Below are 12,199 nucleotides of genomic sequence, written 5' to 3'. Positions count from 1 at the left end.
TCACGCCGCGACCGGAACCTCCGGCGTCGCCCCGTTGGTGGCGGGGGCCAGCGCCAGCTCCAGGACCTGGCGGACATCGGTGACGGCGTGGACGTCGAGCTTGTCCAGCACCTCCGCCGGGACGTCGTCCAGGTCGGCCTCGTTGCGCTTGGGGATGATGACGGTGTTCACCCCGGCGCGGTGCGCGGCGAGCAGCTTCTGCTTCACGCCGCCGATCGGCAGGACCCGGCCGGTCAGCGAGACCTCGCCGGTCATGGCGACGTCCGTGCGGACCAGGCGGCCGGAGAGCAGCGACGCCAGCGCCGTCGTCATGGTGACGCCCGCGCTCGGCCCGTCCTTCGGGACCGCGCCCGCCGGGAAGTGGATGTGCACACCCCGGTCCTTCAAGTCGCCCACCGGCAGTTCGAGCTCCGCGCCGTGCGAGCGCAGGAAGCTCAGGGCGATCTGCGCGCTCTCCTTCATCACGTCACCCAGCTGGCCGGTCAGCGTCAGACCCGCCGCCCCCGTCTCCGGGTCGGCCAGCGAGGCCTCGACGAACAGCACGTCCCCGCCCGCGCCGGTGACCGCGAGTCCGGTGGCCACGCCGGGGACCGCCGTACGGCGCTCCGCCGGGTCCTGGGCCGACTCGGGCACGTGGTGCGGCCGGCCGATCAGGCCGCGCAGGTCCTCGTCCGTGATGGTGAACGGCAGTTCCCGCTCGCCGAGTTCGTGCTGGGCCGCCACCTTGCGCAGCAGCCTCGCGACGGACCGCTCCAGGGTGCGGACGCCCGCCTCGCGGGTGTACTCACCGGCGAGCTTGCGCAGCGCGCTCTCGTCGATGACGACCTCGTCCGCCGCGAGCCCGGCCCGCTCCAGCTGGCGCGGGAGCAGGTGGTCACGGGCGATGACGATCTTCTCGTCCTCGGTGTAGCCGTCGAGGCGGACCAGCTCCATACGGTCGAGCAGGGCCTCCGGGATGGCCTCCAGGACGTTCGCCGTGGCCAGGAACACCACGTCGGACAGGTCGAGTTCGACCTCCAGGTAGTGGTCGCGGAAGGTGTGGTTCTGCGCCGGGTCCAGGACCTCCAGGAGGGCGGCCGCGGGGTCGCCGCGGAAGTCGGAGCCGACCTTGTCGATCTCGTCGAGCAGGACGACCGGGTTCATCGAACCGGCCTCCTTGATCGCCCGCACGATCCGGCCGGGCAGCGCGCCGACGTACGTCCGCCGGTGGCCGCGGATCTCCGCCTCGTCCCGGACACCGCCGAGGGCGACGCGGACGAACTTGCGGCCCATGGCGTGCGCCACCGACTCGCCGAGGGAGGTCTTGCCGACTCCGGGCGGCCCTACGAGGGCGAGTACGGCCCCGCCGCGCCGGCCGCCGACGACCCCGAGCCCCCGGTCGTTGCGGCGCTTGCGCACCGCCAGGTACTCGGTGATCCGCTCCTTCACGTCCTCCAGGCCCGCGTGCTCGGCGTCGAGGACCGCCTTGGCGCCCTGGATGTCGTAGGCGTCCTCGGTCCGCTCGTTCCACGGCAGTTCGAGGACGGTGTCCAGCCAGGTGCGGATCCAGGAGCCCTCGGGCGACTGGTCGGAGGACCGCTCCAGCTTGTCGACCTCCTTGAGGGCGGCCTCCCGCACCTTCTCGGGCAGGTCGGCGGCCTCCACGCGGGCGCGGTAGTCGTCGGACTCCTCGCCCTCCTGCTCGCCGTTGAGCTCGCGCAGTTCCTTGCGTACGGCTTCGAGCTGACGGCGCAGCAGGAACTCGCGCTGCTGCTTGTCGACGCCTTCCTGGACGTCCTTGGCGATGGTCTCGGCGACGTCCTGCTCGGCGAGGTGGTCGCGGAGCTGCTGGGTGGCGAGCTTGAGGCGGGCGACCGGGTCGGCGGTCTCCAGCAGTTCGACCTTCTGCTCGGTGGTCAGGAACGGCGAGTAGCCGGAGTTGTCGGCGAGGGCTGACACGTCGTCGATGGCCTGCACCCGGTCCACGACCTGCCAGGCGCCGCGCTTGCGCAGCCAGGCGGTGGCGAGGGCCTTGTACTCCTTGACCAGTTCGGTGACGTGACCGGGCAGCGGTTCGGGGACGGTCTGGTCGACCGTGGTCCCCTCGACCCACAGGGCGGCGCCCGGGCCGGTGGTCCCCGCACCGATCTTCACCCTGCTCCGGCCGCGGATGAGCGCGCCCGGGTCGCCGTCGGCGAGTCGGCCGACCTGCTCGACGGTGCCGAGCACACCGGTGCTCGCGTAGGTGCCGTCGATGCGTGGCACCAGGAGGACCTTCGGCTTTCCGGGTTCCGAGCGGGCGGCGGCCTGGGCGGCCTCCACCGCGGCGCGGACGTCGGTGTCGTTCAGGTCCAGCGGGACCACCATTCCGGGCAGCACGACCTCGTCGTCGAGCGGCAGCACAGGCAGAGTGAGCGGTGTGGACGTCGAAGCCATGATCTCCCCTTCGGCAGTCAAGTTGAGCTATGCCGACTCAATGCCCCTGAGCCCTCGAATGTTCCCCGCCCACTTGCCTGTTCGCTGTCGGCGATCACGGCTGCCGGAATCGGGGGTTCCGGACCTACAGTCGGCATGTAATAGACACATGCGGTGACCGGTCATTACTGGGGGATGTCGTGGACGGAGTCGTACAGGCCTGGGTGACCGGCTGGGTGGTGTCCCGCGGGGCCGCCCCGCCGGAGCGCGAGCCCTGGGGCTTTACCGTCGACGTGGGGCAGCTCGCGCAGGTCTCCCGGCATGTCTTCGAGGCGCTGGGCGACCGCGTGGACGAGCAGCTCGTGCGCAAGGTCGCGGACGGGGTGACGGGCGCCGGGGTGTGGCTGAAGGTGTTCCAGGACCCGGAAGTCGTCAGGAACTGGCTGGGCGAGGGCTGGTGGGTGGATCCCGAGCCGGGCTACCTGATGACCGTTCCGCTGGCCGGAGCCGAGGGCGGCGATATGGACGCCCCCGACGGCTACCGCAAGCGCGTCTGGTCCGTCGGCGGTGTCACGCGCGTGCTTATCGCCGCCCCCGACGGCTCCCTCGCCGCGCGCGGGCAGAGCGCCCCGACCGGCGCCACCGCCGTCTTCGACCAGATCGAGACCGCGCCCGCCCACCGGCGCCGGGGCCTGGGCAGCGTCGTGATGCGCACGCTCCAGGCCGCGGCGGCCACCGCGGGAGCGGGGACCGGCGTCCTCGCCGGGACACCGGCGGGGCGCGCGCTGTACGAGTCGCTGGGCTGGCATGTGGTGGCTCCGCTCACCAGTGCGAAGTTCGTCGGCCCGGGCGCCGACTGAGCGTCTCGGGAAACCCTGAGGCGCCCCGGGACGGCCTCTGTCATGCTGCGCCGGTGACCCACCCGATACCTCCGGTGGTCCCCGTCGGCCGCATGCCCCGGACAACGCCCGGCCGACGCAGGGTCTTCCCGGCGGCCTGGAACTCCGCCCGTGGCGCGCCGCGGACGCCGCCGCCCTGGTGACCGCGGGCCACGACCCCGCCATCAGCCACTGGCACCTGCTGCCCGCGCTGACCGAGGACGAGGCAGGTAACCGGATCGGACGGATGCGGGAGCGGTGGCAGTCGGCGACGGACTCGGGCCTCACCGTCCGGACGGCCCGCCGCCTCGGACCACACAAGGCCGGCTTCCCACTGGAGGGCAGCACGCGCCACGCCCCGCACACGCGCGTGGGCGACGACGACCAGGAAGACCAGGGGAACGAACGACCATGACCACCCCAGACCTACCGCCCCTCCTCTCCGCCTACGACGACCAGATGCGCGGCGCTCCCCCGACCCCGCCCACCGGGGTGACATACGAGCAGGACGGGCCGCTGCTGCGGATCGTCGGCCCGCACCGCGGGTTCGTGAGCGGGCCCCGGGACCTCGGTGTGGAGGGCGAAGCGCTCGACGAACTCATCGCACGGCAACGGGACTTCTTCGCGGCACGCGGCGAGGCCGTCGAGTGGAAGACCCGCGCCCACGACACCCCGCCCGAGCTCACCGAACGACTCCGCGCGGCCGGTTTCGTGCCCGAGGAGCGCGAGACGGTCCTGGTCGGCCGGGCCGCCGAGATGGCCGTACGACAGCCCGCGCCGCCGGACGGCGTCACCGTGCGCCGGGTCACGGCCGACGCGGACATGCGCCGGATCGCCGCGATGGAGTCGGCGGTGTGGGGCCAGGACTGGAGCTGGCTCGCCGACGATCTGATCGGCCGGGTCGCCACCGCGCCGGACGACATCGCGGTGTACGTCGCCGAGGCGGACGGCGACGTGGTGTGCGCCGCCTGGCTGGTGTTCCGCCCGGGCACGGAGTTCGCGAGCCTGTGGGGCGGTTCCACGCTCGCCCGGTGGCGGGGCAGGGGCATCTACCGCGCCCTGGTCGCCGTACGCGCCGCTCTCGCCGTCTCCCGCGGGGTCACCTTCCTGCACGTGGACGCGTCGGACGACAGCGCGCCCATCCTGCGCCGGCTCGGCTTCCACGCGGTGACCACGACCACGCCGTACGTCTGGACACCGACGGCCGGCTAACCGTCAGGGCGGAGCCGCCGGGCCCGGTGCGCGCGCCGCACCAGCGGCCAGCTCGCGACACCGATCGTCAGGGCGATCGGATGGCCCCAGTCGGTCATCGGGTCGGTGAACGCGATCAGGTCGGTCACCAGCATCCCGCCGAACAGGGCGAGCAACGGCCAGCGCAGCCACGGCCCGAGCAGTCCCGCCAGCGCGCCGAGGCACGCGGCCACGCCGAAGCTGACGCCGTAGTCGAGGCGGTGCAGCGAGCTGGCGGGCAGATGCCCGACCAGGACCGCGAGGCCCGTGGGGACCTCCGTGACGAGGGTCGCCCCGACATGCCCGAGCAGGAAGACACCGGCCGTGCGCACGCCCCCGATCCGCCGCTCCAGCGCGGTGAGGACGAACAGCAGGGCGAGGGCGTACGGCGAGAGGATCCCGCCCGCGATCCACAACGCGCTGGCCACCAGCACCAGTACGGGCATCCGCACGAGGTGGGCGACATCGGTGCTGGAGCCCTGGTGCAGGGTGTGCACGAGGGCGGTGTCCAGATGTGCGGCGACCAGGGAGACGACGGCCAGGACGGCGCCGTAGCCGAAGGTGAACGGCGTCCCGGTGGGGGTGGGGAGCAGACGCCGGAGCCGGAGGCCGCGAAGTCGGGTGTCCGGGGCGGCCGTTGCCGGTGGTGTCACCGGTGGCCCGGCGGCAGCCGTCTGGGCCCGTTCCCGCTGCCGGGGCATCCCGTCGAGCAGTCCGGCCGCCTCCGGAAGGCACGCGCGCGAGACAGGCTCTTGAGGTGCGGGCACGTCGGAAGGGGCTGGGGGCACGGTCCGTTCCAAGGTGAGCTGCTCCTTCCGTTCCACCCCACCCTTCGCGCCCCGCACACCCGCTGTCTGTGACCCGCGCCACCCCGGCCCCGATTCACAGGGACTTCTCAAGGAGCCCCGGCCCGGCCGCCGCACCTGCCAGGATGGGCCGATGCCCACCTCGTACGACATTCCCGAAGTCCTGGACCGTCGCGAGGGCCCGTACGGAGAGGTGGTTCTGCGGCGGCACGGCGAGTTGCTCCAGATCATCGCCAACGGCTGCTTCCTGATGGACACCTCCGACGGACGCTCGGAGCGGACGCTCGTCGACGCGGCGCTCGCTGCGCTCGACGACCGCCCGGATCCGCACGTCCTCATCGGCGGCCTCGGTGTCGGCTTCTCGCTCGCACACGCGGCCGCGAACCCGCGGTGGGGCCGGATCACGGTCGTCGAGCGGGAACCGGCGATCATCGACTGGCACCGCACGGGCCCGCTCTCGGCACTCTCCGCGCAGGCGCTCGCCGATCCCCGGACCAACATTCTGGAAACGGATCTGGTCGGATTCGTCAATGAGACATGCGCCACTTTTGACGCGCTGTGCCTCGACATCGACAACGGACCCGACTGGACGGTCACGGACGGCAATCACGGCCTCTACGCGCGTACCGGACTCACAAGCTGCGCAAGGGTGTTGAAGCCGGGCGGGGTACTGGCCGTGTGGTCGGCCAAACCCTCTGCGGAATTTGAGGGATCACTGGCAAATGCCGGGTTCCAGCAGGTACGTACCGAGGAGATCCCCGTTGCCCGGGGAGTACCGGACGTCGTGCATCTCGGCGTCCGACCTGGATAGCAAAGGGGTGATGTCTCCCCGTACTCTGCTCCCCTACGCCGATCATTCAAGCGTCAATCGCAGTCATGCGCAGACAAGGAATCACCCCACATGGTTCCGGAAAGCACTCCCCAGGGGCGGGCGATGGAGCAGACACACACCTCCCACAACGGTTCGACGGCTACCCCGGGCGCGCAGCGCCGGGTCCTGGTCGTCGAGGACGATCCGACGATCGTCGACGCCATCGCGACCCGCCTGCGCGCCGAGGGATTCCTCGTGCAAACAGCGGTCGACGGTCCGTCGGCGGTCGACACGGCCGAGGCCTGGCAGCCGGACCTGCTGATCCTCGACATCATGCTGCCCGGCTTCGACGGTCTGGAGGTCTGCCGCCGCGTGCAGGCCGCCCGTCCGGTGCCCGTGCTCATGCTGACGGCCCGCGACGACGAGACCGACATGCTGGTCGGGCTCGGCGTCGGCGCCGACGACTACATGACCAAGCCCTTCTCGATGCGTGAGCTGGCCGCGCGCGTCCACGTCCTGCTGCGGCGGGTCGAGCGGGCCGCGCTGGCCGCCGCGACGCCCAGAAGCGGCATCCTGCGGCTCGGCGAGCTGGAGATCGACCACGCGCAGCGCCGGGTGCGGGTGCGCAGCGAGGACGTCCACCTCACGCCGACCGAGTTCGACCTGCTCGTGTGCCTGGCCAACACCCCGCGCGCGGTGCTCTCCCGTGAGCAGCTGCTCGCCGAGGTGTGGGACTGGGCGGACGCCTCCGGCACCCGCACGGTCGACAGCCACATCAAGGCCCTGCGCCGGAAGATCGGCGCCGAGCGGATCCGCACGGTGCACGGCGTGGGCTACGCCCTGGAGACGCCGACGCCATGAGCGAGGGTCCGGCCGGCCGGAGAAGCGCCAGGGAACCCTGGGGCGGCGTGAGCCCGTTCTCGATCAAGACCAAGCTGGGCGCGCTGGTCGTCATCGCGGTCCTCATCACCACCGGGCTGATGATGATCGCGATGCGCACAGCCACCGAGCTGCGCTTCATCACGGTCTTCTCGATGATCGCCACACTGCTCATTACGCAGTTCGTGGCGCATTCGCTCACCGCGCCCCTGGACGACATGAACGCGGTCGCCCGGTCCATCTCGCACGGCGACTACACCCGCCGGGTCCGCGAGAACCGCCGGGACGAGCTGGGCGACCTGGCCCAGACCATCAACCGCATGGCGGACGACCTGGAGGCCCAGGAACGCCAGCGCAAGGAACTTGTGGCAAATGTCTCCCACGAGCTGCGCACACCCATCGCGGGCCTGCGCGCGGTGCTGGAGAACATTGTCGACGGGGTCACCCAGGCCGACCCCGAGACCATGCGCACCGCCCTGAAGCAGACCGAGCGGCTCGGTCGGCTGGTGGAGACGCTGCTGGACCTGTCCCGCCTGGACAACGGCGTCGTACCGCTGAAGAAGCGCCGGTTCGAGGTGTGGCCGTACCTGTCGGGCGTGTTGAAGGAGGCCAACATGGTCGCCACGGCGCGTGCGGGCATCGCGTCCGGGTCCGGCAGTCACACGCGCAACGACGTCCATCTGCACCTCGACGTGTCCCCGCCGGAGCTCACCGCGCACGCCGACCCGGAGCGCATCCACCAGGTCGTGGCCAACCTCATCGACAACGCGGTCAAGCACAGCCCGGCACACGGACGGGTGACGGTCAAGGCGCGGCGCGGGGCGCAGCCGGAGTCGCTGGAGCTGGAGGTTCTCGACGAGGGCCCCGGCATTCCGCGCTCGGAGTGGCACCGCGTCTTCGAGCGGTTCAACCGCGGTCAGATCATGCGGCCGCACGGGCCGGGCAGCGACGGCGGCACCGGGCTCGGGCTCGCGATCGCCCGCTGGGCGGTGGATCTGCACGGCGGCCGGATCGGAGTGGCCGAATCCCAGCGGGGTTGCAGGATTCTTGTCACCCTTCCGGGACTTCCCTCTGTGCCAAGTTGACGTAAAGTTCGAAGCGGAGCCACAAGATCCATCTCTGTCCGCGCTGACGGACACGTGTGATCAGGCAGAGGGCCGCGCCGCAGTCGCGCAGAGCCCCGCTCGGTGCTTCCCTCGGACGGATTCACGTACCGGAACCACGCTTGTTTCCCGCCATTTCAACCCCCGAAACTCGCTGTTTGATGTGACTTACACGACGATGGACCGGCCCGGCCTGACCTTCCCCCTCTTGGGGGCGTAGCCTTTATTCCCGCTGTCCATCACCTTGTGAGAAGCGGAAGAGGGCGGTTGCCGCCGTGTCGCCACAGTCCCCCAGTAACTCGAGCATCTCGACCGACGCAGACCAAGCGGGCAAGAACCCCGCTGCCGCGTTCGGCCCGAACGAGTGGCTCGTCGACGAGATTTATCAGCAGTACCTCCAGGACCCGAATTCGGTAGACCGCGCCTGGTGGGACTTCTTCGCCGACTACAAGTCGGGGGGTGCCGCCCCGGCTGCGGCGGGTACCGCGGCCGCGGGGGCCGCGGAGACCACCACCGCTCCGGCCGCCGCCCCGGCTCCCAGCGCCCCGGCGCAGGCTCCCGCGCCGGCCCCGGCCGCTGCTCCGGCCGCCCAGCCGGCCGCCGCGGCCCCGGCGCCGGTCAAGGCCGCCGCCCCGGCGGCTCCGGCTCAGGCCGCCCCGGCCGCCAAGCCGGCCGCTGCGAAGCCCGCCGCGAAGCCGGCCGAGGGTGCCTCCGCGGAGGGCCCGGAGATGGTGACCCTGCGCGGCCCCGCCGCCGCGGTCGCGAAGAACATGAACGCCTCCCTGGAGCTGCCCACGGCCACGTCCGTGCGCGCGGTCCCGGTGAAGCTGCTCTTCGACAACCGCATCGTCATCAACAACCACCTCAAGCGCGCCCGGGGCGGGAAGATCTCCTTCACGCACCTCATCGGGTACGCGATGGTGCAGGCCATCAAGGCCATGCCGTCGATGAACTGGCACTACGCGGAGAAGGACGGGAAGCCCACCCTCGTCAAGCCGCCGCACGTCAACTTCGGCCTCGCCATCGACCTGGTGAAGCCCAACGGCGACCGCCAGCTCGTCGTCGCGGGCATCAAGAAGGCCGAGACGCTGAACTTCTTCGAGTTCTGGCAGGCCTACGAGGACATCGTCCGCCGCGCCCGTGACGGCAAGCTGACGATGGACGACTTCTCGGGCGTCACGGTCTCCCTGACCAACCCGGGCGGCCTCGGTACGGTGCACTCCGTGCCGCGCCTGATGCCCGGCCAGTCGGTCATCATGGGCGTCGGCTCCATGGACTACCCGGCCGAGTTCCAGGGCACCTCCCAGGACACCCTGAACAAGCTCGGCATCTCGAAGGTCATGACGCTCACGTCGACCTACGACCACCGGGTGATCCAGGGCGCCGCCTCCGGCGAGTTCCTGCGCATCGTCGCGAACTACCTCCTCGGCGAGAACGGCTTCTACGACGAGATCTTCGAGGCGCTGCGCATCCCCTACGAGCCGGTCCGCTGGCTCAAGGACATCGACGCCTCGCACGACGACGACGTCACCAAGGCCGCCCGCGTCTTCGAGCTGATCCACTCCTACCGGGTCCGCGGCCACGTCATGGCCGACACCGACCCGCTGGAGTACCGCCAGCGCAAGCACCCCGACCTGGACATCACCGAGCACGGCCTCACCCTGTGGGACCTGGAGCGGGAGTTCGCGGTCGGCGGCTTCGCCGGCAAGTCCCTGATGAAGCTGCGCGACATCCTCGGCGTGCTGCGCGACTCGTACTGCCGCACCACCGGCGTCGAGTTCATGCACATCCAGGACCCGAAGCAGCGCCGGTGGATCCAGGACCGCATCGAGCGCTCGCACACCAAGCCGGAGCGCGAGGAGCAGCTGCGCATCCTGCGCCGCCTGAACGCCGCCGAGGCCTTCGAGACCTTCCTGCAGACGAAGTACGTCGGCCAGAAGCGCTTCTCCCTGGAGGGCGGCGAGTCCGTCATCCCGCTGCTCGACGCGGTGCTGGACTCGGCCGCCGAGTCCCGCCTGGACGAGGTCGTCATCGGCATGGCCCACCGCGGCCGCCTGAACGTCCTGGCGAACATCGTCGGCAAGTCGTACGCGCAGATCTTCCGCGAGTTCGAGGGCAACCTCGACCCGAAGTCGATGCACGGCTCCGGCGACGTCAAGTACCACCTGGGCGCCGAGGGCACCTTCACCGGCCTCGACGGCGAGCAGATCAAGGTCTCGCTGGCCGCGAACCCCTCCCACCTGGAGACGGTCGACCCGGTCATCGAGGGCATCGTCCGCGCCAAGCAGGACATCATCAACAAGGGCGGCACGGACTTCACGGTCCTGCCGGTCGCCCTGCACGGTGACGCGGCCTTCGCGGGCCAGGGCGTGGTGGCCGAGACCCTGAACATGTCGCAGCTGCGCGGCTACCGCACCGGCGGCACGGTCCACATCGTCATCAACAACCAGGTCGGCTTCACGGCCGCCCCGGAGTCCTCGCGTTCCTCCATGTACGCCACGGACGTGGCCCGCATGATCGAGGCCCCGATCTTCCACGTGAACGGCGACGACCCGGAGGCCGTGGTCCGCGTCGCGCGGCTCGCCTTCGAGTTCCGCCAGGCGTTCAACAAGGACGTGGTGATCGACCTCATCTGCTACCGCCGCCGCGGTCACAACGAGTCGGACAACCCGGCCTTCACCCAGCCGCTGATGTACGACCTGATCGACAAGAAGCGCTCGGTGCGCAAGCTGTACACCGAGTCCCTCATCGGTCGCGGTGACATCACCCTGGAAGAGGCCGAGCAGGCGCTCCAGGACTACCAGGGCCAGCTGGAGAAGGTCTTCACCGAGGTCCGCGAGGCCGTCACGGCCCAGCCGGCCGCCGGTCCCGTCTCCGACCCGCAGGCCGAGTTCCCGGTCGCCGTGAACACCGCGATCTCCGCGGAGGTCGTGAAGCGGATCGCCGAGTCCCAGGTCAACATCCCCGACACCTTCAACGTCCACCCGCGTCTGCTGCCGCAGCTCCAGCGCCGGGCGTCGATGGTCGAGGACGGCACCATCGACTGGGGCATGGGCGAGACGCTGGCCGTCGGCTCCCTGCTCCTGGAGGGCACCCCGGTCCGCCTGTCCGGCCAGGACTCGCAGCGCGGCACCTTCGGCCAGCGCCACGCGGTCCTCATCGACCGCGAGACGGGCGAGGAGCACACCCCGCTCCAGTACCTCAACGAGGACCAGGCCCGCTACAACGTCTACAACTCCCTGCTGTCCGAGTACGCGGTCATGGGCTTCGAGTACGGCTACTCGCTGGCCCGCCCCGACGCGCTCGTGCTGTGGGAGGCGCAGTTCGGCGACTTCGTCAACGGCGCGCAGACGATCGTCGACGAGTACATCTCGGCGGCCGAGCAGAAGTGGGGCCAGACGTCGGGTGTGACGTTGTTGTTGCCGCACGGCTATGAGGGCCAGGGCCCGGACCACTCGTCCGCGCGTGTGGAGCGCTTCCTCCAGCTCTGCGCCCAGAACAACATGACGGTCGCGATGCCGACCCTGCCGTCGAACTACTTCCACCTCCTGCGGTGGCAGGTGCACAACCCGCACCACAAGCCGCTGGTGGTCTTCACCCCGAAGTCGATGCTGCGCCTCAAGGCCGCCGCGTCGAAGACGGAGGAGTTCACGTCGGGTCAGTTCCGCCCGGTCATCGGCGACACGTCCGTGGAGGCCGCCGCGGTCCGCAAGGTCGTCTTCGTGGCGGGCAAGCTGTACTACGACCTGGAGGCCGAGCGTCAGAAGCGCGGCATCACGGACACGGCGATCATCCGCATCGAGCGCCTGTACCCGCTGCCGGGCACCGAGCTCCAGGCGGAGATCGCCAAGTACCCGAACGCCGAGAAGTACCTGTGGGCGCAGGAGGAGCCGGCGAACCAGGGCGCGTGGCCCTTCATCGCCCTCAACCTGATCGACCACCTGGACCTGGCGGTCGGCGCCGACGTCCCGCACGGGGAGCGCCTGCGCCGCATCTCCCGCCCGCACTCGTCGTCCCCGGCGGTGGGTTCGGCGAAGCGGCACCAGGCCGAGCAGGAGCAGCTCGTGCGTGAGGTGTTCGAGGCGTAACCGCTCTCGC

9 protein-coding genes are annotated in these 12,199 nt (G+C 70.7%); 7 read left to right on the top strand and 2 right to left on the bottom strand.

The genetic code is table 11. The features are described 5' to 3' along the window. Positions 1-2,415 carry an endopeptidase La gene (gene lon / locus ABZ098_RS10075; protein WP_356589060.1) on the bottom strand — a complete coding sequence of 805 codons (2,415 nt, stop codon included), beginning with the start codon at positions 2,413-2,415 and terminating at the stop codon, positions 1-3. 179 nt (positions 2,416-2,594) lie between these two features. Between lon and ABZ098_RS10070 the strand changes: the two genes are divergently transcribed. The 3 genes from ABZ098_RS10070 to ABZ098_RS10060 all read left to right on the top strand — a co-directional run bounded on the left by ABZ098_RS10070 (position 2,595) and on the right by ABZ098_RS10060 (position 4,484). Next, positions 2,595-3,254, top strand: coding sequence for a GNAT family N-acetyltransferase (locus ABZ098_RS10070; protein ID WP_356589058.1), 660 nt, complete (start codon positions 2,595-2,597; stop codon positions 3,252-3,254). A gap of 178 nt (positions 3,255-3,432) precedes the next feature. Beyond that, entirely contained in the window at positions 3,433-3,687 is a 255-nt protein-coding gene (locus ABZ098_RS10065; protein ID WP_356589056.1) for a hypothetical protein, read from the top strand. Next, a complete protein-coding gene (locus ABZ098_RS10060; protein WP_356589054.1) occupies positions 3,684-4,484 on the top strand; it encodes a GNAT family N-acetyltransferase in 801 nt (266 codons plus the stop codon). Before ABZ098_RS10065 ends, ABZ098_RS10060 begins: the two co-directional genes overlap by 4 nt. Here ABZ098_RS10060 and ABZ098_RS10055 read toward each other — a convergent pair. Further along, positions 4,481-5,203: a rhomboid-like protein gene (locus ABZ098_RS10055; protein WP_356589397.1), complete on the bottom strand. Its 723-nt coding sequence runs from the start codon at positions 5,201-5,203 to the stop codon at positions 4,481-4,483. The genes ABZ098_RS10060 and ABZ098_RS10055 overlap by 4 nt on opposite strands. A gap of 238 nt (positions 5,204-5,441) precedes the next feature. Between ABZ098_RS10055 and ABZ098_RS10050 the strand changes: the two genes are divergently transcribed. The 4 genes from ABZ098_RS10050 to ABZ098_RS10035 all read left to right on the top strand — a co-directional run bounded on the left by ABZ098_RS10050 (position 5,442) and on the right by ABZ098_RS10035 (position 12,189). Next, a complete protein-coding gene (locus ABZ098_RS10050) occupies positions 5,442-6,119 on the top strand; it encodes a spermidine synthase (RefSeq protein ID WP_356589052.1) in 678 nt (225 codons plus the stop codon). 123 nt (positions 6,120-6,242) lie between these two features. Then, entirely contained in the window at positions 6,243-6,980 is a 738-nt protein-coding gene (locus ABZ098_RS10045; RefSeq protein WP_053851412.1) for a response regulator transcription factor, read from the top strand. After that, the gene (locus ABZ098_RS10040) at positions 6,977-8,083 is read left to right on the top strand and encodes an ATP-binding protein (RefSeq protein WP_356589050.1); all 1,107 of its coding nucleotides are present in this window, start codon (positions 6,977-6,979) and stop codon (positions 8,081-8,083) included. The genes ABZ098_RS10045 and ABZ098_RS10040 overlap by 4 nt, the downstream gene beginning before the upstream one ends. A gap of 293 nt (positions 8,084-8,376) precedes the next feature. Beyond that, entirely contained in the window at positions 8,377-12,189 is a 3,813-nt protein-coding gene (locus ABZ098_RS10035) for a multifunctional oxoglutarate decarboxylase/oxoglutarate dehydrogenase thiamine pyrophosphate-binding subunit/dihydrolipoyllysine-residue succinyltransferase subunit (RefSeq protein ID WP_356589048.1), read from the top strand. The last annotated feature ends 10 nt before the right edge of the window (positions 12,190-12,199 follow it).

Source organism: Streptomyces sp. NPDC006335, from assembly GCF_040612795.1.
GTDB lineage: Bacteria > Actinomycetota > Actinomycetes > Streptomycetales > Streptomycetaceae > Streptomyces.
This window is presented reverse-complemented; position numbering and strand designations above follow the sequence as displayed.